20 protein-coding genes and 1 pseudogene are annotated in these 25,417 nt (G+C 69.1%); 14 read left to right on the top strand and 7 right to left on the bottom strand.

The annotated features are described in order from the left end of the window. Nucleotides 1-5: 5 nt before the first annotated feature. The gene (locus ABS78_RS04195) at nt 6-338 is read right to left on the bottom strand and encodes an STAS domain-containing protein (protein ID WP_293375317.1); all 333 of its coding nucleotides are present in this window, start codon (nt 336-338) and stop codon (nt 6-8) included. Nucleotides 339-487: 149 nt separating this feature from the next. Here ABS78_RS04195 and ABS78_RS04200 point away from each other — a divergent pair, with 149 nt between their 5' ends. From ABS78_RS04200 to ABS78_RS04220, 5 genes are all read left to right on the top strand, one after another. Further along, a complete protein-coding gene (locus ABS78_RS04200; protein ID WP_293375319.1) occupies nt 488-865 on the top strand; it encodes an ATP-binding protein in 378 nt (125 codons plus the stop codon). Between the two features lie 19 nt (nt 866-884). Next, entirely contained in the window at nt 885-1,337 is a 453-nt protein-coding gene (locus ABS78_RS04205; RefSeq protein WP_293375321.1) for an SET domain-containing protein-lysine N-methyltransferase, read from the top strand. After that, nucleotides 1,334-2,569 (top strand): diaminopimelate decarboxylase, encoded by a 1,236-nt coding sequence (locus tag ABS78_RS04210; RefSeq protein WP_293375323.1) that lies wholly within the window; start codon nt 1,334-1,336, stop codon nt 2,567-2,569. Before ABS78_RS04205 ends, ABS78_RS04210 begins: the two co-directional genes overlap by 4 nt. Before the next feature lie 67 nt (nt 2,570-2,636). Next, nucleotides 2,637-3,341 carry a TorF family putative porin gene (locus tag ABS78_RS04215; protein ID WP_293375325.1) on the top strand — a complete coding sequence of 235 codons (705 nt, stop codon included), beginning with the start codon at nt 2,637-2,639 and terminating at the stop codon, nt 3,339-3,341. Between the two features lie 7 nt (nt 3,342-3,348). Further along, on the top strand, nt 3,349-4,275 hold the full coding sequence (locus tag ABS78_RS04220; RefSeq protein ID WP_293375327.1) for a glutaminase: 927 nt from the start codon (nt 3,349-3,351) through the stop codon (nt 4,273-4,275). 27 nt (nt 4,276-4,302) lie between these two features. Here ABS78_RS04220 and ABS78_RS04225 read toward each other — a convergent pair whose 3' ends face one another. Beyond that, a complete protein-coding gene (locus ABS78_RS04225) occupies nt 4,303-5,700 on the bottom strand; it encodes an SLC13 family permease (RefSeq protein ID WP_293375329.1) in 1,398 nt (465 codons plus the stop codon). An 85-nt stretch (nt 5,701-5,785) separates the two neighbouring features. Here ABS78_RS04225 and ABS78_RS04230 point away from each other — a divergent pair, with 85 nt between their 5' ends. The 6 genes and pseudogenes from ABS78_RS04230 to ABS78_RS04255 all read left to right on the top strand — a co-directional run bounded on the left by ABS78_RS04230 (nt 5,786) and on the right by ABS78_RS04255 (nt 15,559). Further along, nucleotides 5,786-6,619, top strand: coding sequence for a hypothetical protein (locus tag ABS78_RS04230; RefSeq protein WP_293375331.1), 834 nt, complete (start codon nt 5,786-5,788; stop codon nt 6,617-6,619). Between the two features lie 72 nt (nt 6,620-6,691). Then, nucleotides 6,692-7,441 (top strand): VOC family protein, encoded by a 750-nt coding sequence (locus tag ABS78_RS04235; RefSeq protein ID WP_293375333.1) that lies wholly within the window; start codon nt 6,692-6,694, stop codon nt 7,439-7,441. A gap of 220 nt (nt 7,442-7,661) precedes the next feature. After that, the gene (locus tag ABS78_RS04240; protein WP_293375335.1) at nt 7,662-9,113 is read left to right on the top strand and encodes an amidohydrolase family protein; all 1,452 of its coding nucleotides are present in this window, start codon (nt 7,662-7,664) and stop codon (nt 9,111-9,113) included. A gap of 355 nt (nt 9,114-9,468) precedes the next feature. Then, nucleotides 9,469-12,955 (top strand): annotated as a pseudogene (gene gltB / locus ABS78_RS04245) (glutamate synthase large subunit); the annotation flags it as partial. 330 nt (nt 12,956-13,285) lie between these two features. Further along, nucleotides 13,286-14,080 (top strand): hypothetical protein, encoded by a 795-nt coding sequence (locus ABS78_RS04250; RefSeq protein WP_363082660.1) that lies wholly within the window; start codon nt 13,286-13,288, stop codon nt 14,078-14,080. A gap of 24 nt (nt 14,081-14,104) precedes the next feature. Further along, nucleotides 14,105-15,559: a glutamate synthase subunit beta gene (locus ABS78_RS04255; RefSeq protein WP_293375337.1), complete on the top strand. Its 1,455-nt coding sequence runs from the start codon at nt 14,105-14,107 to the stop codon at nt 15,557-15,559. A gap of 52 nt (nt 15,560-15,611) precedes the next feature. Here the strand turns inward: ABS78_RS04255 and ABS78_RS04260 are convergent, their stop codons facing one another. The 5 genes from ABS78_RS04260 to ABS78_RS04280 form a co-directional block, all read right to left on the bottom strand. Further along, on the bottom strand, nt 15,612-17,303 hold the full coding sequence (locus ABS78_RS04260) for a class I adenylate-forming enzyme family protein (RefSeq protein ID WP_293375339.1): 1,692 nt from the start codon (nt 17,301-17,303) through the stop codon (nt 15,612-15,614). 94 nt (nt 17,304-17,397) lie between these two features. Then, nucleotides 17,398-18,741 (bottom strand): dicarboxylate/amino acid:cation symporter, encoded by a 1,344-nt coding sequence (locus ABS78_RS04265; protein ID WP_293375341.1) that lies wholly within the window; start codon nt 18,739-18,741, stop codon nt 17,398-17,400. Nucleotides 18,742-18,880: 139 nt separating this feature from the next. After that, nucleotides 18,881-20,170 (bottom strand): serine hydrolase domain-containing protein, encoded by a 1,290-nt coding sequence (locus ABS78_RS04270; protein ID WP_293375343.1) that lies wholly within the window; start codon nt 20,168-20,170, stop codon nt 18,881-18,883. 90 nt (nt 20,171-20,260) lie between these two features. After that, nucleotides 20,261-21,232: a nitronate monooxygenase family protein gene (locus ABS78_RS04275; protein ID WP_293375345.1), complete on the bottom strand. Its 972-nt coding sequence runs from the start codon at nt 21,230-21,232 to the stop codon at nt 20,261-20,263. A gap of 59 nt (nt 21,233-21,291) precedes the next feature. Further along, nucleotides 21,292-22,086, bottom strand: a complete 795-nt coding sequence (locus tag ABS78_RS04280) for an enoyl-CoA hydratase/isomerase family protein (protein WP_293375347.1) — start codon at nt 22,084-22,086, stop codon at nt 21,292-21,294. A 169-nt stretch (nt 22,087-22,255) separates the two neighbouring features. Between ABS78_RS04280 and ABS78_RS04285 the strand changes: the two genes are divergently transcribed. From ABS78_RS04285 to ABS78_RS04295, 3 genes are all read left to right on the top strand, one after another. Further along, the gene (locus ABS78_RS04285; RefSeq protein WP_293375349.1) at nt 22,256-23,896 is read left to right on the top strand and encodes a sulfatase-like hydrolase/transferase; all 1,641 of its coding nucleotides are present in this window, start codon (nt 22,256-22,258) and stop codon (nt 23,894-23,896) included. Nucleotides 23,897-23,983: 87 nt separating this feature from the next. Next, nucleotides 23,984-24,646, top strand: coding sequence for a TetR/AcrR family transcriptional regulator (locus ABS78_RS04290; RefSeq protein WP_293375351.1), 663 nt, complete (start codon nt 23,984-23,986; stop codon nt 24,644-24,646). Between the two features lie 75 nt (nt 24,647-24,721). Beyond that, complete coding sequence (locus ABS78_RS04295; protein WP_293375353.1) at nt 24,722-25,387, top strand: glutathione S-transferase N-terminal domain-containing protein; 666 nt, start codon at nt 24,722-24,724, stop codon at nt 25,385-25,387. Nucleotides 25,388-25,417: the final 30 nt, after the last annotated feature.

A 25,417-nucleotide genomic window follows, 5' to 3' on the forward strand; every position in this document is an offset into this window, starting at 1 on the left:
CGCCTTCAGGCGACCTGGACGATGGCGTCTTCGACGTCGGCCGCCAGGGTGAAGATGCTGGTGAAGCCCGAGATGTCGAACACCTCGCGCACCGATTCGGTCAGGCCCGACAGCGCGAACTTCCGCCCGCCCGCCCGCGCCGCCTTGGCGCCGATCAGCAGCACCCGAAGGCCGGCGGAACTGACATAGGGGACCTGGGCCAGATCGAGCACCACGCGCTCATGAGCCTGGATCCGCGCGGGCAGCACAGCTTCCAGCGCGCCGGAGGTGTTGGAATCCAGCCGCCCGTCCAGCGCGACGACCAGAACGCCGTCCCGGGTCTGTTCGGTGATCTGCATGACGCCACGCCTCCGCCTCGGAACCAGTATCGGAGCGTTTGCCTTGTTCCGCCAGCCGTCTAGATTGGCGGGGTCTGATCCAGGCGGGCGATATGGCTGCTCGATTCTCCCATACGCTCACGGGCGGCAAGGCGGGCTTTCCGGCCCTGATGACGGCGCTCGAAGCGCATCTCGAGGCATCCGGCGCGCCCCCGGCGGCCGTAAATGCGGTCATGATCGCGATCGACGAACTGGTGACGAACGTCCTCGGCCACGGCGGCGCCCGTCGTGTGACCGTTAACGCGGACGTGGCGGATGGGCGGATCGGTCTCGAGATCGAGGACGACGGCGTCGCGTTCGACCCCCTCGCCGCCGACACGCCCGACACCACCGCGTCCGTAGACGCCCGCAAGGTGGGCGGCCTGGGCATCCATCTGGTGCGCACGATGATGGATGAGGTCGCATATGCGCGAAGGGACGATCTTAACTTGTTTCGGTTCTCCAAGACCTATGATGAAGCTTCAGCGTCCCGCGGCGCCGCGGGCTAACGATCATCTCAGGGTTGTCATGGGGCCGGCCACGGACATTGCAGAACCGCTCGAGGTCCTGGAGACCGACTGCGGCTATGGCCTGGGGGTGCGGAGCCTTGCGGCCTGGCGCGCGGGCGATGTGGTGCATCGCTTCTCGGGGGTCGTGGGCGCCGAACTCAAGCAGCACACCCTTCAGGTGAACGAGCACCTGCATATTTCGGGCACGCGCTACATCGGCTACCTGTCGCACGGCTGCGATCCCAACTGCCGGCTCGACATGTCGAGCTTCGAGATGGTGGCGCTGAAGGACATCGCGGCGGGAGACCTCCTGACCATCGACTACGCCGCCACCGAGGATCGGCTGTTCCGACAGTTCGCCTGCCATTGCAGCGCCCTCACCTGCCGGCGCTGGATCACGGGCCGCGCCGAAGGCGCCGACGCCGAGGGGCGAGCCTACCTGGCGAGGCTGGCGCTCGAGACCGCGGCGTGAGCGAGGCCGCGCGCCGGATGGCCGATCCGGCCTTCTGGTGGACCCGGAACGATCTCGCCTATGTCGACGGCCGGCTGATGTTCGCGGGCGTCGATGTCGCCGCGGCGGCGGACGAGGCCCTGGACCCGCTCTACCTCTACAGCGCGCCTCGCGTGGGGGAGAACCTGGACCGCCTGGCTGACGCCCTGGGGGGGCTGCCCGGGCCGGCGCGCATCTACTACGCCATGAAGGCCAACCGCTTCGTTCCCCTGCTGGAGACGATGGCGCGCCGGGGGCGCTGCGGCGTCGACATCTGTTCGCCCGACGAGATGGACCGCGCGCTCGCGGCGGGTTTTGCGGCCCGCAACATCTCGTTCACCGGCACGGGCGTGTCCGACCGCGACCTGGACCGGCTGCTGGCGCACCCGGACCTGCACATCAACTGCGACAGCGTCAGCATGATCCGCCGGGTGGGCGCCCGCGCGCCGGGCCGCGCCGTCGGCCTGCGGGTGAACCCCGAGCGGGGCGTGGGCTACGGCGGCAGCGCGCAACTCACCTACGCCGGCGCCGAGGTGACGAAGTTCGGCGTCTATCGTCCGCAGTGGCCGGACGCCGTGGCCGCCGCACGGGCGCACGGCCTGCGCCTGACCACGCTGCACTTCCACGTGGGGTGCGGATATCTCGACCGCGAACTGGGCGATTGGGAGGCGGCCGTCGAGGCGGCCCTGGAGTTCCTCGATCTTGCGCCCGAGGTGACGACCGTGAACGTCGGTGGGGGCCTCGGCCTGCCGCAACAGGCGGCCGACGCCCCGCTGGACCTCATGCGTTGGGCTGCGGTGATCGCCCGCCGGATCTCGGCGCGCGGTCTCTCCCTGGCGGTGGAGCCCGGCGACTACCTCGTCAAGGACGCCGGTCTGCTGGTGCTGGAGGTGACCGACGTCGAGGTGAAGCGCGACATCCTTTTCGCCAGCGTGGCGGGCGGCTTCAACCTGGCTCCCGAGCCGGCGCACTACGGACGGCCGTGCGAGCCGGTGGCCTGCGTGCTGCGCGAACCCGATCCGCGCCGGTGGCGGCCGACGACGGTGGCGGGCAACATCAACGAGGCGCTCGACGTCTGGGCGCGGGGTGCGCCTCTGCCCCCCCTGGCCGGCGGCGACCGGATCGCCCTGCTGCACACCGGGGGGTACGGAGCCTCGATGAGCTCGAACCACTGTATGCGCGGCGCCACGGTCGAACGCCTTCTGCACGGCTGAGCTTGCCGCCAAGGTTCCGTTAAGTGTCCGGCATGCTGATTGTCCGCTCGAAACGGAAGGATTCGGCATGATTGATCGCCTCGCAAAGCCCCTGGCCGCCCTGACCGCAGCGGCGGGACTCGCCGTGGCCGCGCCCGCTGTGGCGGCCGACGCCGGCGAGGGGCCGGCGTTCAGCTTCAACCTGGGCGCGTCGACCGATTACGTTTTCCGCGGGGTGAGCCAGACCGACGAGGACCCGCAGGTCTTCGGGGGCGTGGATTTCGGCGACGACCGCTTCTACCTCGGCGCCTGGGTGTCGAACGTGGACTTCGGCGACAGCACCGACGCCGAGTTCGACCTCTACGCCGGCTTCACGCCCCAGGTCGGTGCGATCTCGATGGACCTGGGCGTGTACTACTACGGCTACATCGACGCCCCTTCAGGGTCGGACTCCGACTATTTCGAGTTCAAGGTCGCGGGCAGCATCCCGCTGGGCCCGGCCACGCTGGGCGGTGCGGTGTGGTACTCGCCCAACAGCTACGGCGGCGTGGACAACGCCACCTACTTCGAGGTCAACGGCAGCTATTCGATCGGCGAGAAGCTGAGCCTCAGCGCCGCCCTCGGCCGCCAGCTCTTCGACGGGCCGGGCGACTACACCACCTGGAACGCCGGGATCGGCTACGCCCTGACCGACAACATCGGGGTCGATCTGCGCTACCACGACACGAACCGCCACCGGTTCGGCAAGCTGTACGACAGCCGGGTCACCCTCGGCCTCTCGGTCGGCTTCTAGGTCCGCCATGCCCGCCGACCTCGCCGATGTGGTGGCCGAGGTCGGCCGGGAGATGGAAGCCCATCGGGGCGAGGGGCGCGTGGCCGACTACATCCCCGCTCTGGCCCGGGTGGACGCCCGCCGGTTCGGGCTGGCGGTGGTCACCTGCGACGGCCGCACAGCCGAATACGGTGACGCCTGGGTGCCGTTCTCGATCCAGAGCATCTCGAAGGTGTTCACGCTCACCCTGGCGCTGAAACGCCAGGGCGAAGCGTTGTGGACCCGGGTGGGGCGCGAGCCTTCGGGGTCGCGCTTCAACTCCATCGTCCAGCTCGAGGCCGAGCGGGGCGTCCCGCGCAACCCGTTCATCAATGCGGGCGCCATCGTGGTGACCGACGTGGTGCTGGACGGACGGGGCTTCGACGCCGCGGTCGCCGATATCCGCGACACCCTGCGCGAGTTGGCCGACGCCCCGAACCTCGACATCGACACGGAGGTGGCGCGCTCGGAGGCGGCCACGGGCTTCCGCAACTATGCGCTGGCCAACTTCATGCGCGGCTTCGACAACCTGAAGCATCCGGTCGAGGACGTGCTCCAGACCTACTTCAACCAGTGCGCGCTGCGGATCACCTGCCGCCAGCTCGCGCGCGCCGGACTCTTCCTGGCGGCGGAGGGCCTGGACCCCCTGTCCGGCCGCCGCGTCGTCAGCCCCGAGCACGCCCGGCGGATCAACGCGATCATGATGACCTGCGGCCACTATGACGCCTCCGGCGACTTCGCCTTCAAGGTGGGCCTGCCCGGCAAGAGCGGCGTCGGCGGCGGCATCCTGACCATCGTGCCCGACCAGGCGGCCATCGCCGTCTGGTCGCCGGGCCTCAACGACGTGGGAAACTCGCAGGTCGGCACGCTGGCGCTGGAGCGTCTGGCCTCGAGAATGCGCTGGAGCGTCTTCTAGCCCCACCCGCGCTTCGGCGAGGAGCGGTCAGAACGGGAAGAAGGCCGGGATCGCGATCATCGCGGCGGCCCACGTGATGAGGTTGAGCGGCAGGCCCACGCGGACGAAGTCCATGTAGCTGTAGCGGGCCATGTTGTAGACGAGGACGTTGGTCTGGTAGCCGAAGGGCGTCGCAAAGGCGGCCGAGGCGGCCATCATCACAGTCACCAGAAAGGGGCGTGGGTCCACGCCCAGGCTCTCGGCCACCGCCACGGCTATGGGGGTCATCAGCACCGCCACCGTGGCGTTCGACAACAACTCCGTGGCGAACAGCGTCACGCCGTACATGACGATCAGCGCGCCGAGCGGGCCGAGCGGGCGGATGACGTCGATCAGCCGCTCGGCGCCGGCCGTGGCCAGGCCGGAGACCTCCATGGCCGAGCCGATCACCACCATCCCGGCGATCAGAAGCAGGATCTCGGGGCGCAGGCCGGCGTAGGCTTCGTCGGGCGAGATGACCCTGAGCAGTATGAGGGCGACGGCGCCGGCGAAAGCCGCCGCCGATATGGGCGCCCAACCCAACCCCGCCGCGGCCACCACCAGGACGAACACTCCCAGGCTGATCATCGCGGGCTTGAGCTGGAAGGGGCGGTCGGCGGCCCCGTAGAGCTCGACATTGCCCAGCCGCGCGTCGCCCGAGCCGTCGGTCTGATTGCGGGCCTCGCCCAGCCGGGGCAGGCGGAAGGGAAGCCGCAGCCGGAACCGCCCCGTCGTCCGGCGCCGAGCCTCTTCCTCCTCGGCCGCACGGGCGGCCTCGGCCTCTTCGATCGCGGCGACGCCGTCGAGCTGGCGCGCGCCCACGAAGTACAGCCAGACGCCCCCCACCGCGGCGATGCAGAATCCCACCGGCGTGATCTCGAAGAGGCCGAACGACCGCTGACCGGCGTTGCTGGCCATGTCGTTGACCAGCAGATTGGTGGAGGTGCCGATGAGGGTCAGCAGGCCGCCCATCACCGTCACATGGCTCAGAGGCATCAGGAACCGCTTGGGCGACAGGCCCAGGGACTGGGCGACATCACGGATGACCGGCGCCGCCAGCACCACCACGGGCGTGTTGTTGAGAAAGCCGCCCACGGAGCCGCAGAAGCCGATCACCGCCCAGATGCCCCGGGCGCCGATTCGCGCCGAGACGTCGCTGGCTTTGCGAATCACCAGGCCGAGCAGGCCCGAAAGCTCGATCGCGTAGGCGATCACGAAGAGGCCGGCGAGGGCGACGATCGCCGGGCTGGCGAAGGCCGCCTGGACTTCGGCAGGGCGCACGACACCCAGCAGGAGCAGAACCGCCGCGCCGGTTAGGGCCACCACGTCCGCGCGCATCCTGCCGTGGATCATCAGTCCGACGACGCCGACGAGCACGACCAGCGCCGCGATTTGATCGAAGGTCATGGGCCTTGCAGACTGTCCCTTACCGCCAAGGTCAACTCACAACACCGTCGACCCCCTGAATGGATTGAGCGTGTTAGGGTGGCTCATGTTCCAGACGCCCTCGCCGGTCCATCTCGTCGTCGGCGCCGCGTGCGCCTCGGCCGGGCTGATGCTGGCCGGATGCGACCGTCGCGCCGAACCCGCTCCGCCCGCCGCTCCCCAGGTTCAGGCCCCCGCGCCGCCGACCGTGCCGTTGCCGCCCCCCGCCATGGGGCGGAGCGATCTGCTCGCGGTCATGGAGGCGGCCGCCTCGGACTACGCGGCGGGTCGGACCGCGGAAGGTCAGCCGCCGGCCGGCCGCCGCTTCACGATCCGCCAGGCCTTCGGCTGCGGTGAGCCGTCCCTCTCGTCGCCGGATGATCCCGCCGCCGATGGTGTCGCCCATTGGTCGTGGGGCGGCGAACGCCGAACCGTCGATATCCGCCTCCGCCCGGCCGACTGGAAGGATTCCGCATTGGTCGAGGCCGCCGCCGACCTGGAGGCCGTCGAGGGCTTCTGGCTCACGCGGCCGTGGCTGCGCACCGAGAGCTGCCCCGACGTCCGGGTCGATCCGGTGGTGGGGCAGGCCAGCGAGACGTCCCCCCAGACGATGGGTCTGGCGGCGGTGTTCGAGCCGGGCGGATCCCGCCTCGGCCGGCGCAGCGGCCGGGCCTACGGTTTCACGGTCAGGGGGATCGGCGACCAGCCGGCGCCGGCGCCGATCGGCGGCTATCGCCTTGTGCTGGAAGGCCGCTTCGCGACCTTCTCGGATGGGCGGGTGATCCACTGCCGGGCCGAGAGCCTCGACCAGCGCCCGACGTGCGTCGCGGCCGTGCAACTCGACCGGGTGGCGTTCGAGTCCGCCCAGGGCGCCGTGCTCAGCGAGTGGCGGCCGGGCTGAGCCCGCCGCGCCTGTCTTCCTTGACGCCTCCCTCCGGCCCCGGTCTGCTGGGCGCAAACGGGAGGACATGAGATGCGGCTTCGGCAGATCGCCCTGGTGGGCCGGGATCTGGAGGCGGCCCGCGCCGACATCGTCGCCGTCCTGGGACTGGGTGGCGACTATGCGGACCCCGGTGTCGGGAAATACGGGCTGCACAACGCCGTCTGGCCGGTCGGCGACACCTTCCTGGAGGTGGTCGCCCCGACCCAGGCGGGAACGACCGCGGGCCGGTTGCTGGACAAGCGGGGCGGTGACGGCGGCTACATGGTGATCCTGCAGGTTCGCGATCTGGCGGCGGCGCGGGCGCGCGTGGCGGCGGCCGGAGTCCGGGTCGCCGACCAGTTCGACGGCGACGGCGTGGCCTTCACCCACCTGCATCCCAAGGACGTGGGTGGGGCCATCCTGTCGATCGACGCGATGGAGCCGTGGGAGCGCTGGCACTGGGGCGGCCCCCACTGGCGCGAGAACGTCAGGACCGATGTCTCCGCCGGCATCGTCGGCGCCGAACTCCAGGCCTCAGACCCCGACGCCATGTCGGCGCGCTGGTCCGAGGTGTTGGGGCGCGAGCGCCGGAGGGATGGCGGGCGCTGGACGATCGGCCTCGACGGGTCCGAGCTGCGGTTCGTCGCCGTTACGGACGGGCGGGGCGAGGGGGTGGCGGGCTTCGACGTGGCGGTACGCGACCCGGCCGCCGTGCGGGCGAAGGCGAGGGCGCGAGGACTCCTGAACCCGGAGGGCGGCGTGGTCCTTTGCGGCGCCCGCGTGAACCTCGTGCAGGCGTAGGCCGGAACGTCGCCGCAAGCCGGACGGTCAGGCCTGCGGCGGTGAAGCCAGTCGGGGCGACCGCGCATCGCGGCGATGTCCGGCTGTTGTGGCCCTCCGGTGCGGTTCTCCGGTGCGGTCCTGGGCGATCATGCCGCCGTCACCCATCGGGGCTGTTGATGTCGGCGCCCGCGCCGGCAACGGCGCGGCGGTGTTTCAAAGGCGGGGCATAGATATCCTCATGGCAGTCGGAATTCTGGGGCGCGTCGGCATCGGACTCGCTGTCCTTGTGGCCGTCGCCACGGCATGGCTGTGGCTGATCATCCGCGACCTGCCTGACGCTCTCACGCGCGATCGGACGCGACCCGTCGGCGTTCTGATCGACAACGTGCGTCTGGTTTCGATGGTCCCGGGCGCACCGGACGTCGAGGAGGCCCGCGCCGTCCTCGTGATGGGCGATCGCATCGTCGAGGTCGGAGCGGCGGGCGCTTTGTCGGCGCCGGAAGGGGTCCCTGTCGTGGACGGCGCGGGGCGCACCCTCATCCCCGGGCTGATCGACGCCCACATCCACCTCGGCGACGAGGCGGAACTGGCGGCCTATCTCGCCCACGGCGTGACCGGCGTACGCAACATGTCCGGCTACCCGTTTCATCTCCGGCTCTCGGAGCGCATCGTCACGGGCGAGCTGCTGGCCCCGGACTTCATCACCACCGGCCCGATCCTCAACGGCCGCGGCCCCAATGAGACCATCCTGCAGCGGACGATCGCATCGGGCGACGAAGCCCGGGCCTCCGTCCAGGCGCAGCATGACGCGGGATATCGCGCGCTCAAGATCTACTCGAACCTCACCCGCGAAGCCTTCGAGGCCATCATCGACGAGGCGAACCGGCTCGGCATGAGTGTCGCCGGCCACTCTCCCGAGGGCGTGCGGACAAAGGGCGTTCCGCGGGAGCGGCCGTTCGATATCCCTTGGGAGCAGTCTCTCGGGCGAGGCCTCACCACGCTCGAACACATCGAGACCATCGTCTGGCACGGACTGCGGGACGAGCTGGACGAGGACAGGATGCGGCTGTTGGCCGCCAGACTTTCCGCGTCCGGGGAGGTGGTCACGCCCACTCTGATCGCCCACAGGCGTCTCGTGCTCATCGCGGAGACGAAGGGGGAGTATCTGAGTGGGCCGGGCTCGGACACCATCAACCCGCTGACACGTTTCTTCGAGCGGGGTTCGGAGCGGCGCTGGAGTGGTGTCGATGCGTCGAAGTACGAGCGGCCCCACGCGGACTTCTTTCTCACCGCGACACGCCTTCTTCACGAGGCGGGCGTGCCGCTGATCGCCGGGACGGACAGCGGCAGCTTCGGACTCGTGCCGGGCGCTTCCCTGGCCCGAGAGCTCGAACTCCTCGTGGCGGCGGGGTTGTCGCCCCACGACGCGCTGGCCGCGGCGACGCGCTCAAGCGCCCAGGCGCTCGGCTTCGAGCGGACGGGCGTGGCGGCGCCGGGCTATCGCGCCAATCTGGTCCTGCTGAAGGGTGATCCGTTGACGCGGATCGGCGCGGTGGAATCGCCATCGGGGGTGATGATCGGCGGATATTGGCTCGACGACGACGGACTCGAAGACATGCGACGTTCCGCAAGAGACACGTCGTTCGTTCGCTCGCTGTGGCGAGCGCTGGAGATGAAGCTGTCCAATTGAACCGGGGGCGCGAGGTCCGGCCCGAACGGCTGGCTGTGGCGCACTAGCTCCAGGATTTCATCGGCCATCGCCACAGCGCGGGGGACCTGGGTCATGTCGGATCCCGGGAGCCGCGTTCGCGCCTCGCAGCCTAGGCGACGTCTGCGCCAAGGGCCTGCCGAGCACCGATGCATCGACGCGTCGCTCACTGCCTTCTGAACGGCGCCCTAGAAAAGTTTACCCGGCAGCGGCCGTCCGCCCCATCGACAAGGCATGATCATGCCGGGTAAATGCCCGCGAAATGCACGCGCGACCCCACGACACTGGCTTGGGGCCGTGTTTCAGCGTGCTCGCGTGAGAAATGATGACGACGACGATGCGACCGCCTGAACGGCAAGGACTGTACGATCCCCGGAACGAGCACGATGCGTGCGGCGTGGGCTTTGTGGCGAATATCAAAGGCCGCAAATCGCACGAAGTGATCCAGGCGGGCCTGCAGATCCTGCTGAACATCGACCATCGCGGCGCGGTGGGCGCGGACCCCCTCGTGGGCGACGGCGCCGGAATCCTGATCCAGATCCCGGACGGGCTCTATCGCGAATGGGCCGCCGCCGAGGGCGTCGACCTGCCGCCGCCGGGGCACTACGCGGTGGCCATGTGCTTCCTGCCGCAGGACGCGCTGGCCCGCGCGGCGGCGCTGGAGCAGTTCGAGCACTATCTCAAGGTCGAGAAGCAGCCGCTGCTGGGCTGGCGCGACGTGCCGGTCGACACGGCGGGCCTCGGCGAGGCCGTGCTGGCCTCGATGCCGGTGATCCGCCAGGCCTTCATCGGCCGCGGGCCCAACGTGAAGGACCAGGACGGCCACGAGCGGAAGCTGCTGGCCGTTCGCAAGCAGTTCCAGAACCCGCTGGCCGAACTGGCGGTGAAGCGGAACATGCCGGCGCTGTCCGACGTGTACCTGCCGTCGCTGTCGACGCGGACGGTGGTCTACAAGGGCCTGCTGCTGGCCGGTCAGGTGGGGACCTTCTACGAGGACCTGAAGGACGAGCGCTGCGAGTCCGCCCTGGCCCTGGTCCACCAGCGCTTCTCGACCAACACCTTCCCGTCCTGGAGACTGGCGCACCCCTACCGGTTCATCGCCCACAACGGCGAGATCAACACGGTCCGCGGCAACGTGAACTGGATGAACGCCCGCCGGCGTTCGCTGGAAAGCGACCTGCTCGGGCCCGACCTGAACAAGATGTGGCCGCTGATCCCCCACGGGCAGTCGGACACCGCGTGCCTGGACAACGCGTTGGAACTCCTGGTCGCCGGCGGCATCCCGCTGGTCCAGGCGATGATGATGCTCATCCCCGAGGCCTGGGCCGGCAACCCGCTGATGGACGCCAAGCGCAAGGCCTTCTACGAGTACCATGCGGCGCTGATGGAGCCGTGGGACGGCCCGGCGGCGGTGGCATTCACCGACGGGCGCCAGATCGGCGCCACGCTCGACCGCAACGGCCTGCGCCCCGCGCGCTTCGTGATCACCGACGAAGACCATGTGATCATGGCCTCCGAGGTCGGCGTGCTCGACATCCCCGAGGAGCGGATCGTCCGCAAGTGGCGGCTCCAGCCGGGCCGGATGCTGCTCATCGACATGGAGCAGGGCCGCATCATCGAGGACGAGGAGATCAAGCGCACCCTCGCCGAGGCGGCGCCCTACGAAGAGTGGCTGGCGGACACGCAGTTCAAGCTCGAGGAGCTGTCGCTGGACGACGTGACGGCCGAGCCCCAGCCGAACGACCCCGAGACCCTGCTCGATCGCCAGCAGGCCTTCGGCTACACGCAGGAGGACGTCCAGGCCTTCCTGGAGCCGATGGGCCGGGATGGGGACGATCCCATCGGCTCGATGGGCCACGATACGCCCATCGCCGTGCTCTCGGCCCGTCCGAAGCTGATCTACGAGTACTTCAAGCAGAACTTCGCCCAGGTCACGAACCCGCCGATCGACCCGATCCGCGAGGAGCTTGTGATGAGCCTGGTGTCGATGATCGGCCCGCGGCCGAACCTGCTGGGCCGCGAGGCGGGGACGCACAAGCGCCTGGAGGTGGCTCAGCCCATCCTCACCGACGAGGATCTGGCCAAGATCCGCGCGGTGCACGAACTTCTGGACGGCGCGTTCCGCACGGCGACCATCGACATCACCTGGTCGGCCGCCGAGGGCGCGGGCGGCCTGGCGGCGGCGCTGGACCGGGTGTGCCGCGAAGCCACGGACAGCGTGCTGGCCGACAACAACATCCTCATCCTGTCGGACCGCGGGGTCTCGGCCGAGCGTGTGCCGATCCCGGCGGCGCTGGCCACGGCGGCGGTGCACCATCACCTGATCCGCCAGGGCCTGCGTATGCAGACCGGCCTGGTCGTGGAGACCGGCGAAGCGCGGGAGGTGCACCACTTCTGCGTCCTGGCCGGCTATGGCGCCGAGGCCGTGAACCCCTACGTGGCGTTCCAGACCCTGGAGCAGATCCGGGTGAAGAGCGGCCTCTCGCTCTCGGCCTACGAGGTGCGGAAGAACTACATCAAGGCCGTGGGCAAGGGCATCATGAAGGTGATGTCCAAGATGGGCATCTCGACCTACCAGTCATACTGCGGCGCGCAGATCTTCGACGCCGTGGGCCTGTCGTCCGAGCTGGTGGACACCTATTTCACGGGCACAGCCACCACCATCGAAGGCGTGGGGCTGGCCGAGATCGCCGAGGAGGCGGTGCGCCGCCACCGCGACGCCTATGGCGACAATCCCATCTACCGGACCATGCTGGACGTCGGCGGTCAGTACGCCTGGCGCCTGCGTGGCGAAGCGCACGCCTGGACGCCCGAGTCCATCTCAGGCCTGCAGCACGCCGTCCGCGGGAACCTGCCGGACGAGTACAAGCGCTTCGCCCGAGCCATCAACGAACAGAGCGAGCGTCTGCTCACCCTGCGCGGCCTGATGCGGCTGAAGCCGGCCGAGACCCCCGTTCCGCTCGAGGAGGTGGAGTCCGCCGCGGAGATCGTGAAGCGCTTCGCCACCGGCGCCATGTCGTTCGGCTCGATCAGCCGCGAGGCCCACACCACGCTGGCCATCGCCATGAACCGCATCGGCGGCCGCTCGAACACGGGCGAGGGCGGCGAGGAGCCCGATCGCTTCAAGCCGCTGCCGAACGGCGACTCCATGCGCTCGGCCATCAAGCAGGTGGCCTCGGGGCGGTTCGGCGTGACGGCCGAGTACCTGGTCAACGCCGACGACATCCAGATCAAGATGGCCCAGGGCGCCAAGCCCGGCGAGGGCGGCCAGCTTCCCGGCCACAAGGTGGACAAGAACATCGCTGGGCCTGATCAGTCCGCCGCCGCACCACGACATCTATTCGATCGAGGACCTGGCGCAGCTCATCCACGACCTGAAGAACGCCAACTCCGGGGCCCGGATCTCGGTGAAGCTGGTGTCGGAAGTGGGGGTGGGCACCGTGGCTGCGGGCGTCGCCAAGGCGCGCGCCGACCATGTGACCATCTCCGGCTTCGAGGGCGGCACGGGGGCTTCGCCGCTCACGTCGCTGACCCATGCGGGGTCGCCGTGGGAGATCGGCCTGGCCGAGACCCAGCAGACCCTGCTGCTGAACGGCCTGCGTACGCGGATCGCGGTCCAGGTGGACGGCGGCCTGCGCACGGGACGCGACGTGGCCATCGGCGCGCTCCTCGGCGCGGACGAGTTCGGCTTCGCCACGGCGCCGCTGATCGCGGCCGGCTGCATCATGATGCGCAAGTGCCACCTCAACACCTGCCCGGTGGGGGTGGCCACCCAGGACCCGGTGCTGCGCGCGCGCTTCACCGGCCAGCCCGAGCATGTGATCAACTACTTCTTCTTCGTGGCCGAAGAGCTGCGCGAGATCATGGCCGAGATGGGCTTCCGCACCCTGAACGAGATGATCGGCCGGGTCGATCGGCTCGACATGCAGCCGGCGGTGGAGCACTGGAAGGCTCAGGGCGTGGACCTGTCCCGCCTGCTCTACGCCGATGCGGCCAAGGGCCAGGATTGCCTGTGGAACCGTGACCGGCAGGACCACGGCCTGGAGAAGGCCCTGGATCACCAGCTCATCGCCGACGCGAAGGTCGCGCTGGAAAAGGGCGAGCCGGTGCGCGGCGAGTATGCGATCCGCAACATCAACCGCACCGTCGGCGCCATGCTGTCGGGCGAGGTGGCCAAGCGTCACGGCCACGCCGGACTGCCGGAAGACACCATCGCGCTCACCCTGAAGGGCACGGCCGGCCAGAGCTTCGGGGCGTTCCTGGCCCGTGGCGTCAGCCTGACCCTCGTCGGCGACGGCAACGACTATGTGGGCAAGGGGCTCTCCGGCGGCCGCGTTGTGGTGCGCCAGCCGAACGGTTCGCGGCGCGACCCGACCCGAAACATCATCGTCGGCAACACCGTGCTCTATGGGGCCATCGCGGGCGAAGCCTATTTCGAGGGCGTGGCCGGCGAGCGATTCGCCGTGCGCAACTCGGGCGCCGTCGCGGTGGTCGAAGGCGTGGGCGACCACGGCTGCGAATACATGACCGGCGGCGTGGTGGTCGTCCTGGGCGACACGGGGCGGAACTTTGCGGCCGGCATGAGCGGCGGCGTCGCCTATGTCTACGACCCCGCCGCGCGGTTCGCAGACCTCTGCAACAAGGCGATGGTCGATCTCGAACCGGTCACGGCCGACGGAAGCGGCGACGACGCCCTGAAGCCTAGCCAGCGCTCGATCTCGGTCGAGAACAACGGCATGGGCGATATCCTGGGCCACGACGCCGAGCGGCTGCGCATCCTGATCGAGCGCCACCACCTGCACACGGGCAGCCGGCGGGCGGCCGAGATCCTGGAGAACTGGGATCAGGCCCTGCCGTCGTTCGTGAAGGTGATGCCGCGCGACTACCGTCGTGCGTTGACCGACATGGCCGACGAGCGCCGCGCTGCGGCCGCCGTCGCCGCCGAATAGTCCAGATCGCCAGGGGATTGCGTCATGGGTAAGCCGACCGGCTTTCTGGAAGTCGAGCGTCACGACCGCGGCTATGCGCCGGTCGCCGAACGCCTGAAGCACTGGAACGAATTCGTTCTGCCGTTGCCGAAGCCTGAACTCCAGGCCCAGGCGTCACGCTGCATGAGCTGCGGGATTCCGTTCTGTCACCAGGGCTGCCCGGTGAACAACCAGATCCCGGACTTCAACGACCTCGTGTACCGCGACCACTGGCGCGAGGCGCTGGACAACCTCCAGTCCACGAACAATTTCCCGGAGTTCACGGGCCGCATCTGCCCCGCCCCGTGCGAGGCGTCGTGCACCCTCAACATCCCGGACACGCCCGTCACCATCAAGTCGATCGAATGCCAGATCATCGACCGTGGCTGGTCCGAGGGCTGGATCGCGCCGCAGCCGTCGCCGCGCGGCACCGGCAAGCGGGTGGGCGTCGTGGGGTCGGGGCCTGCGGGCCTGGCCTGCGCCCAGCAGCTCGCCCGCGCGGGCCATGCCGTGACCGTTTTCGAGAAGAACGACAGGATCGGCGGCCTGCTGCGCTACGGCATTCCCGACTTCAAGATGGAGAAGCACCTCATCGACCGGCGTGTCCGGCAGATGGAGGGCGAGGGCGTCATCTTCCGCACCGGCTTCGAGGTGGGCGGGGGCATCGTGTCGGTCCCGCGGCTTCTGGACGACTACGACGTCCTCGTGCTGGCCAACGGCGCCGAGGATCCGCGCGACCTGCCCGTCCCCGGCCGGGAACTGTCGGGGGTCCACTTCGCCATGGAGTTCCTGACCCAGCAGAACAAGCGCAACGCCGGCGACGACGAGGTTCGCGCCGCCCCGACCGGCACGATCAACGCCAAGGGCAAGCACGTGGTGGTGATCGGCGGCGGCGACACCGGCAGCGACTGCATCGGCACGTCCAACCGTCAGGGCGCCGCGTCGGTGACCCAGCTCGAAATCATGCCGATGCCGCCCGAGCGCGAGAACAAGGCGCTGACCTGGCCCGAATGGCCGCTGAAGCTGCGGACGTCGTCGTCGCACCAGGAAGGCGTCGAGCGCGACTTCGCGGTGGTGACCCGGCGCTTCCTGGGCAAGGACGGCAAGGTCACCGGCCTGGAGTGCGCCCGCGTCGAATGGGTGGTCGGCGACGACGGCCGGATGCAGATGCAGGAGGTCGAGGGCTCGGTCTTCGAGCTGAAGGCAGACCTCGTGTTCCTGGCCATGGGGTTCGTCGGGCCGGTCAAGGCCGGCGTGGTGGAGCAGAGCGGCGTCGACCTCGATCCGCGCGGCAACGTTCGGGCCGACACCCTGAGCTATCAGACGTCGGACCCCAAGATCTTCGCGTGCGGCGACGCCCGCCGGGGGCAGTCCCTGGTGGTTTGGGCGATCCGTGAAGGCCGTCAGTGCGCCCGCGCCGTCGACGAGCACCTGATGGGGTCCACGCGCCTGCCGCGTTGATCCCGGACCTGGCGTCCCGCCACCGTTGGGGTGGCGGGCGTCACGCCAGGCGTCAGGCCGCGTCTTCCAGCTTCAGCGTCTCGCGGAGTTCGCGCTTCAGGAACTTGCCGTTGGCGTTGCGCGGCAGGGACTGATCCAGGAGCCAGATGTATCGAGGAATCTTGTGCTTCGCGATCAGGGTGGCGCAGTGCGCCCGCAGCGCCTCCGCATCCACCGCCTGGCCCGGCCGGAGCACCACGGCCGCGGCGACTTCCTCGCCCAGCCGGGGATCGGGCACGCCGAACACCGAGCACTCGGCGACGCCGGGATGCTGATGGATCGTTGATTCGACTTCGGCGCAGTAGATGTTCTCGCCGCCTCGCAGGACCATGTCCTTCTTGCGGTCCACCAGATAGATGAACTGGTCCTCGTCGAGATAGGCCACGTCCCCGGTGTGGAGCCAGCCGTCGGTGATGGACTCGGCCGTGGCCTCGGGACGGTTGATGTAGCCCTTGATGACCGACGATCCGCGCACCCACAGCTCGCCGGGCTGGCCGGGGGGCAGCGGTTGCCCGTCGTCGCCCACCACCTTCACCTCGAAGGTCGGCATGGCCCGGCCGCAGCTCGCGGGCTTGTCCACGAAGAAGTCGCCGGCGATCGAGGTGATGATCCCGGAGGTCTCGGTCATGCCGTAGCCGGTGTTGGGGCGTGCGGTGGCCACCGCCTTGTCGATCTTGGCCACGAGGTCGGGCTGGAGCTGGGCCCCGCCGCCGCCCAGGGTGAGCAGGCTGGAGGTGTCGTACTTGTCGAAGTCGGGGTGGGTGATGATCTCGCGCGCCATCACCGGCACGCCGCTGGCCGAGGTGCAGCGCTCGCGTTCGATCAGCTTCAACGCCTCGCCGGCGTCCCAGCGGTACATCAGCACCATCTTCCCGCCCGCCGCGGTGGTGGCGTAGGCGCCGCAGTTGTTGGCCGTGACGTGGAAGAGCGGCGTGGTGATGAGCGAAACCGGGATCGGCGGCGTGGCCGGGGGCGTGACGCCGGTCGCGCGCTGGGTCGCCAGGCCGCTGACCTGACCGGCGAACATCATGTTCATCAGGTTGCTGACGCAGCTTCGGTGCGTGAGCTGGGCGCCCTTCGGGAAGCCCGTGGTGCCCGACGTGTAGAAGATGCAGAGGTCGTCGTCGGGATCGATGGCTACATCCGGCAGTGCGCCCCCGTGTGCGAGCGCCTCGGACCAGGGTTTGGCCCCCGTCGGCGGGTCCGCGCGGACGGCGACCAGCAGCGTCTCGCCCAGCATGTCGGGCTGTTCGGCGATGCGGGCGATGCGCTCGGCGTCGGCGAAGAGGACCTTGGGCTGGGCGTCCTTCAGGCCGTAGGCCATCTCGGTGGCCGTCCACCACGCGTTCATGCCCACCGCCGCCACGCCGAGCGCCGCGCAGGTCCAGTACAGCAGCATCCACTCGGGATAGTTCCGCATCGCGATGGCCACCCGGTCGCCAGGCTTGACCCCCTGGCTCAGGAGCCAGTTGGCCACCGAGGCCACCTGCGCGTGCGCCTGGGCGTAGGTGATGCGCTCGTCGCCGTAGACGAGATAGTCGCGGTCGGCGAACTGCGCCGTGGACAGCCAGAGCGCCCGCACGTTCGGCGGTGCGTTCCTGAAGGTGCGGATGGGCGCGCCGCGCACCTCCTGCACGGCGATCTCGAAAGGCGCGCCCGGGGCCGTCAGCTCGGCCCAGGCTTCGTTCAGTTCGGCATAATGCATCGTTCCATCCCCTCCGGCGTCTTGTCGTCCGGTCCTTCCCTTTCTCTCTAGCGCGGGTGACGCGGCGGCGGCGAGGGGAAAGCTGATATCCGCGTCATCCGGCCCGGGCGGCGGGACCGGTGTCGTCGGCCGGCGTGATGCGACCGTCGTAGACCGCCTGATCGAGGACGCCGAGTTCCCTGGAGACCAGGGTCGGCACGAGGGCCTGGCCGGCGACGTTCACGGCGGTGCGGCCCATGTCCAGGATCGGGTCGATGGCCAGAAGCAGGCCTACGCCTTCCAGCGGCAGGCCCAGTGTCGACAGGGTCAGGGTGAGCATGACGACGGCGCCCGTCAGGCCCGCGGTCGCCGCCGATCCGATGACCGAGACGAAGACGATCAGCAGATAGTCCGTCGGCGCGAGGGTGAGGCCGTAGAACTGGGCCACGAAGATCGCCGAGATCGCCGGATAGATGGCCGCGCATCCGTCCATCTTGGTGGTCGCGCCCAGGGGCACGGCGAAGGCGGCGTAGGCGCGGGGCACGCCCAGTCCGGTCTCGGTCACGGCCTCCGTCACCGGCAGCGTGCCGATGGACGATCGGGTGACGAAGCCGAGCTGGATCGCGGGCCATGCGGCGCGGAAGAACCGGATCGGGTTGAGGCCGTGGGCGCCCAGCAGCGCCGGGTAGACCACGAACAGCACCAGGGCCAGGCCGAGATAGACCGCGAAGGCGAACTGGCCGAGCTGGCCCAGCGCGTCCCAGCCGTACCGCGCGACCGCCGAGCCCAGGAGGCCCACGGTGCCGAGCGGGGTCAGCCGGATCACCCACCACAGGATCTTGCGCACGACCGCCAGGGCCGAGGCGTTGAAGGCGAGGAACGTACGGCCCGCCTCGCCCGCCTTCAGGGCGGCGACGCCGGCCACGAGGGCGATGACGAGGATCTGGAGGACGTTGAACGAGACGCTCGTCGTGGCCGCGCCGTCCGCGAGCCGCGTGGACGCCGTCAGCCCCAGGAAGTTCCCCGGGATCAGGCCGGTCAGGAAGTCGAGCCATGAGCCGGTGGTGGACGGCGCCTTGGCCGTCTCGGCGGTCACCGCGGTGTGGAGACCGGGTTGGAGGACGACCCCCAGGGCGATGCCGATGGCCACCGCGATCAGGGCCGTGACCGCAAACCAAAGCAGCGTGCGCCAGACGAGCCGCGCGGCGTTCTGGAGTTCGGCCAGATTGGCGATGCTGGCCACCACCGCGGTGAACACCAGCGGCGGCACCAGGGCGCGGAGGAGCTGGACGAAGCTGGAGCCCAGGATCCTCAGCGTCTCGGCCAGGGCGAACCCTGCCTCGCCCTCGGCCACGCCCAATCGCCGCGCCGCTAGCCCCAGGAGCACCCCGACCACCATCGCGGCCAGCACCTGAAGCCCGAACCCGCTCACGAAACGGGACCCCGCCGCCTGCGTCATCTGCTGCCCGCCGTCGTCACCGCCTTTCGTTCCGGGCGGCCGCCAATGGCTACCGCAGTCGTCGGGTTCGTGCGGCGCCCGAAAGTCTGCGGGTGGATTCAGCCGACCTCGGCGCCCGCTTACTGGGCGGTGGCGATGCTCAGCGCGTCCCGTCCAGCGCCGCTCGCACCGCCTTCTGGCTGGTCGGCTGAAGGGGCGGGAAGCCCGGTCCCATCAGCCGCTGGACCAGGCCCACGAACACCAGCCGGTTCTCGGGATCGACCCAGAACCAGGTGCCGGCCGCGCCATCCCAGAGGTAGCTGCCCTTGCCCATCGCCACGCCCGCCTTGGCCGGATCGGTGACGACGACGCCGTTGTAGCCGAACTCATATCCCGGCCGGATCTGCTGCATGCCGATGCCGTACCTCCCGCCGAGCAGTTCAGGCGACAGGTGGTTGCTCATCATCTCGGCCGCGGCCTTGCGGCTGATGATGCGGCGGCCGTCCAGGGTCCCGCCGCCCAGCAGCATCCGCGCGAAGCGGGCGTAGTCGTGAGCCGTGGTGACCAGCCCGCCGCCGCCCGATGCAAAGCCGGGAGCATTGGCGTAGTCCGACAGGAAGGGGCTGCCGGCCGCGGGCGCCTGGAGCTTGCCGTCACGCCACTCGTAGAGGGCGGCGAAGCGGCCGCGCTTCTCCGCGGGCACATGGAATCCGGTGTCGGTCATCTTCAGCGGGCGGAAGATGCGGGCGTCCATGAACTGCGCCAGCGACCGGCCGCTCAGGCGCTCCACGATCACGCCCTGGATGTCCATGGCGATGGAGTACTTCCACTTCGTCCCCGGCTCGTAGGCGAGCGGAAGGTCGGCCACCCGCCGCAGGAAATCTTCGGTGGACGTGGCGCGCATCGGCCCGTTGTCGCTGCGATAGATCGCATCGACATCGCTCGCCTCGAAACCGTAGAGGAAGCCGGCCGTGTGGGTCATGAGCTGGCCGACGGTCGGCGGCGTGGCCGGCGCCTCGAGGATCGGCCGTCCGTCGGCGTCCTTGCCCTTCCAGACCTTGAGGTCGGCCAGTTCGGGCAGGTGCTTCGAGATCGGGTCGTCGGGTTTCCAGCGGCCCTCGTCGCGCAGGATCATCATGGCGACGGCCGTCACCGGCTTGGTCATGGAGAAGGCGCGGACGATGGTGTCCATCTCCATCGGCGCGCCCGTCGCCAGGTCGCGGACGCCATAGGCCTCGGCATGGACCATCCGGCCGTCCTTGAACGCCAGGGTGATCATGCCCGGAAGCTGGCCCTGGTCGACGAAGGGATGCAGGGCCGACTGCACCGGCGCCCAGGTCGGCGAAGCGGCGTCGGCGACCGTGGGCTTCGGCTGGCTCCAGGCGGCGGGCGCAGGACAGCTCAGCGCGACCGCGAACAGCGCGGCGGCCAGGTGATGGCGACGGATCATGCGGGGGCCCTCCCAAGCCCGGGAGCGCCAGCATGGCCCGGAACGGCCGGTCGGCGCCAGCCGCTCCCGCGGCCGGCGCCGGTTAGGCGATCAGACCAGCTTGGCCAGGCGGTCTTTGATGATGCCCTCGGCCTCGGACATGATCCGGTCGACCAGTTCCTTGACCGTGGGCACGTCGTGGATCAGGCCCGCGACCATGCCGCAGCTCCAGCCGCCGGCGTCCATCTTCCCGTCCTTCATGATCGCGGGATAGACGCCCGCCACCTCGGGCGCGATGTCGGCGAAGGTCAGCTTGTCCCCCAGCGTGCGCTCCTTCTCCAGCAGGCGCTCGACGCCGGCGTTGACCAGCACGCGTTCGGTGTTGCGCAGCGGGCGCATGATCAGTCGCGTGTCCAGCTCGCTGGCCGCGATCAGGGCGTCCTTCACGTTCTGGTGGACCGGCGCTTCCTTCGTGGCCATGAAGCGGGTGCCCATGTTCATGCCTTCGGCGCCGAGCGCCAGGGCGGCCACGAGGCTGCGGCCGTCGGCCATGCCGCCCGACGCGACGAACGGGATCTTCAGTTCCTCGGCCGCCCGCGGCAGCAGGATGAAGTTCGGCACGTCGTCCTCGCCCGGATGGCCGCCGCACTCGAAGCCGTCGACGCTGACCGCGTCGCAGCCGATGGCCTCGGCCTTCAGCGAGTGGCGGACCGAGGTGCATTTGTGGATCACCTTGATCCCGGCTTCCTTCAGCGCAGGCAGCCACTTCTGCGGATTGTTGCCGGCGGTCTCGACCGCCTTCACGCCGCTGTCGATGATGGTCTTCACGAGGCCCGGATAGTCGGGGGGCGTCACGGCGGGCAGGAACGTGAGGTTCACGCCGAACGGCTTGTCGGTCATCTCGCGGCAGCGCGCGATCTCGTTGGCCAGCTTCTCGGGCGTGCCCTGGGTCAGGCCGGTGATGATGCCGAGACCGCCGGCGTTGGAGACGGCGGCCGCCATCTCGGCGTAGCCCACCATGTGCATGCCGCCCTGGATGATGGGATGTTCGATGCCGAAGAGTTCGGTGATGCGGGTCTTCATGTCTGACGTTTCCTGTTGGATCTCTGGTCGTGGCTGTATCTTTTCGGGGCCGCCGATGGTCAGCGGCCGTTGAACACCGGCGCGCGCTTCTCGAAGAAGGCCTGACGGGCCTCCTTGGCGTCTTCGCTGGAGAAGGCGATGCGGATATTGGAGACCTCGTAGCGAAGCTGCTGCTCGAGGTCGCTGGTCTCCAGGGCTCGCACCATGCCCCGCTTCAGCAGCCGTAGGGTGATCGGCGACCACGCGCAGAGCTGCTGGCAGTAGGCCGACAGGCGGGCGGCGAATTCGCTGTCGTCCACCACCTCGCCGGCCATGCCGAGCGCCACGGCCTCGTCGCCGGTGGCGGTGCGGTTCTCCATCATGAAGCGCATGGCCTGCTCGTAGCCCATGGCCTGGGGCAGGGTGATGGTCAGTCCCGCGTCGGGCGAACCGCCGATACGGGTGTAGCCGGCCATCAGCCGCGCGCTGCGCGTCACGAGGCGTACGTCGGTGGCCATGGCGAGGCCCAGGCCGGCGCCGACGGCGACGCCGTTGATCCCGCCCACCACCGGCTTGTCGCAGACCTTGCGGATCGACAGCAGGAAGCGGCCGACCCAGTGGACGTCGTCCAGTTGCGCCGACTGCGGCGTCAGCGGCGAGTACCGCTCGGGGCCCGTGAGATCCAGGCCGGCGCAGAAGGAGTCGCCGCTTCCGGTGATGGCGACAACCCAGACATTGTCGTCGCGCGCCGCCGCCTCGACGGCCTCGATGACGCCCCAGGCCAGCTCGTCGCTGAGCGCGTTCTTCCGCTCGGGGCGGTTCAGCGTGATCGTCCGCACGTGGCCGTCGTCGACGACCTTCACCAACTGGGCCATGGCGCCCTTCCTCCCGTTCGTGTTCCTCTAGCCCTGTCACAGACCGTGGGGTCGTGACAAATATTGAATGAGAATACCGGTTCCGGTATCAAGGTCGAGCGGCGATGTGACCGCAGGTAAGAACGACGGGCGTCCGCACGGCGGCGGCCCGCGCAACGGGAGGCGGCGTATGCGTTCGAAACTGGCTCTTCTCACGGCGACGGCCATGCTGGCCGGCCTGGCGCCCCAGGCTGTGGCCCAGGCTCCGGCCCATGTCCCCGTGGACCGTCCGGTGATCAACGCCGGCCCGCCGCGCGACGTCACCTGGCAGCCTGGCCCGGTGCGGCCCCCGTCCGGCCGACGCGCGCCCAACGTCATCGTCATCCTGGTGGACGATCTCGGCTACAACGACCTCAGCTTCAACGGCGGCGGCGTGGCCGGGGGGGCTGTGCCGACTCCCAACATCGACGCCATTGGCCGTCAGGGCGTGCAGTTCGAGCAGGCCTATTCCGGTCACGGCACCTGCGCCCCCTCGCGCGCGGCGCTTCTGACCGGACGCTACCCCACGCGCTTCGGCTTCGAGTTCACGCCGACGCCGCTTCGCTTCGCCCGCCAGGTCCGGGCCCACCACTACGGCAAGCTGAACCCGGTCTATTTCGCCGACCGCGAGAAGGACGTGATCCCGATGGTCGAGATGGGCGTGCCCACCGACCAGATCATGCTGGGGCAGGTTCTGCAGAATGCGGGCTACCACACGATCCAGCTCGGCAAATGGCACCTGGGCGAGGCGCCCAAGTTCCAGCCCCAGGTCCGCGGCTTCTCCGAGACGCTGGGCTTCACGGGCGGCGGCTCGATGTTCCTGAAGAAGGAGGATCCGCGGGTCGTCAATTCGATCCAGGGCTTCGATCCCATCGACATGCAGCTCTGGTCGACGCTCCAGTTCTATGTTCGCAAGGATGGCGGCGAGCCGTTCGAGCCCAAGCGGCACATGACCGACTACCTGACCGACGAGGCGATCGCCGCGGTCGAGGCGAACAAGAACCGGCCGTTCTTCATGTACCTGGCCTACAACGCCCCGCACACGCCGCTGCAGGCGACGCGCGAGGACTATGAGTCGCTCTCGTATATCCAGGATCACAAGCTGCGCGTGTACGCCGCGATGATCCGTCAACTCGACCGCAACGTCGGACGGTTGACCCAGGCGCTGCAGGAGCGCGGCCTGGAGGACGACACGCTGGTGATCTTCACCAGCGACAACGGCGGCGCCTACTACCTGGGCCTCGAGGACATCAACCGGCCGTTCCGCGGCTGGAAGCAGACGTTCTTCGAGGGTGGGATTCGCGTTCCGCTGATGATGAAGTGGCCGGCGGCGATCCGTCCGGGCAGTGTCTATCACGCGCCGGTTTCGCACTTCGACATCTTCGCCACCAGCGTGGCGGCCGCGCGCGGCGCGATGCCCAGGGATCGCGCCATGGATGGCGTGGACCTGATGCCCTACGTGACCGGCAAGAAGCTGGGACGGCCTCACGAGGTCCTCTTCTGGCGCACCGGTCCCTATCGCGTCGTGCGGGCCGGCGACTGGAAGCTCCAGGTGACCGAGCGGCCGCAGAAGGACTGGCTGTACGATCTGTCGGCCGACCCCACGGAACGCGTGAACCTGGCCGAGGCCATGCCCGAGAAGGTGGCTGAGCTGAAGCGCCTGCTGGCCACGCACGACGCCCAGCAGGTGAAGCCTCTGTGGCCCGAGCTTGGCCAATCGCCGGTGATGCTGGATCATTCGCTGATCCTCCCGCAGGAGGAGGGCGAAGAGTACGTGTACTGGGGCAACTGAGTCCGGCTGCCGCTCCGCGGCGCATCGGCTCTGAAGCTGGGGAAGCGCCGGCCGATTCGTCGGCCGGCGGGCGCGGGAGCTGGACGTTTGGCGGTAGATAACTCGATCCTGACCGAACTCGATGGCGTCTTCCCCGCCAACCAGGCCCGTAGTCGTGAGGCCCAGGCCCGCCTGCTGGCCGCCGGTGAGCGGGTGTTCGCCGAGAAGGGTTACGACGAGGCCCACGTCAGCGACATCGCCGCGGCCGCCAACTGCTCGGTCGGCAGTTTCTATCGGCGTTTCCGGGACAAGGAGGCGTTGTTCCGCGCCCTCCATATGCAGTTCATCCTGCGGATCGGCCGGAACATGGCCCGGTTCCTGGCCATGCCGGAATGGTCCGACAAGCCGACCTACGAGATCCTCCGCACGCTGATCGGGAACTCCGCGCGGGTGATCGAGCGGCATCACGGCTTCTTCCGGGCGCTGTTCCAGCGGACCCTGGCGGGTGCGGGCTCGTCCTACATCCTGGCGCTGCGTGTGGCCGACAACGAATCGGGCCGGCTTCTGGCGGCGTTCCTGCGAGAACGCGGCGAGGGGGTCGGCGAGGACCTGGACGAAACCTGCATCCTGGCGCTCCGGACGGTGGACGCTGTCCTCATCAATCGCGTCCTGCGCCGCCAGATCACCGGCGATACGGTGGCGCCGCCGCTGGTCGTCGACATGTTGACGCGCATGCTGGCCGCCGGTGTCGGCGTGACGCCGCCCGATTGACGGGATCTCTCCGCGTCGCCCTTTACGGAACAGTAGTTCCGATTCATAAAAGAACCCTGAGACGAGGAGCGGTGAATGATCGACCTGCATTTCTGGCCGACGCCGAACGGCTGGAAGATCACCATCATGCTGGAGGAGACAGGCCTCCCCTACCGGCTGGTCCCCGTCGATATAAGCGCCGGGGCCCAGCTCGAGCCCGCCTTTCTGGCGTTGTCTCCGAACGGCCGGATGCCGGCCATCCACGATCCCGACGGACCGGGCGGAGAGCCGATCGCCATCTTCGAGACGGGTGCGATCCTCCAGTACCTTGGGGACAAGGCGGGACGCTTCTATCCGGCCGAACGGCGGGCGCGGTCGACGGTCGAGCAGTGGCTGTTCTGGCAGTGCGCCGGGCTGGGGCCGATGGTCGGCCAGGCGGCGCACTTCAACTATCAGAAGGAGAAGATTCCCTACGCGATCCAGCGCTACACCAATGAGGCGAAACGGCTCTACGGCGTCATGGATCGGCGGCTGGGCGAGGCGGACTATCTGGGAGGCGACTATTCCATCGCCGACATGGCCACGTGGCCGTGGACTCGGGGCTACAAGGCGCTGGGCATCGATCTCGGGGACTTCCCCAACCTCCAGGCCTGGTTCAAGCGCGTGGGAGCCCGGGAGGCGGTCCTGAAGGGCGCCAACATCGGCAAGGACGACTTTGCTCAACGCCAGCGCGAACTGAGGGGTGCGAACCCTCCGGGCTGACCCGAATTGGGTGGGGGCGGATTGACAATT

The organism is Phenylobacterium sp. SCN 70-31 (assembly GCF_001724605.1).
GTDB lineage: Bacteria > Pseudomonadota > Alphaproteobacteria > Caulobacterales > Caulobacteraceae > Phenylobacterium.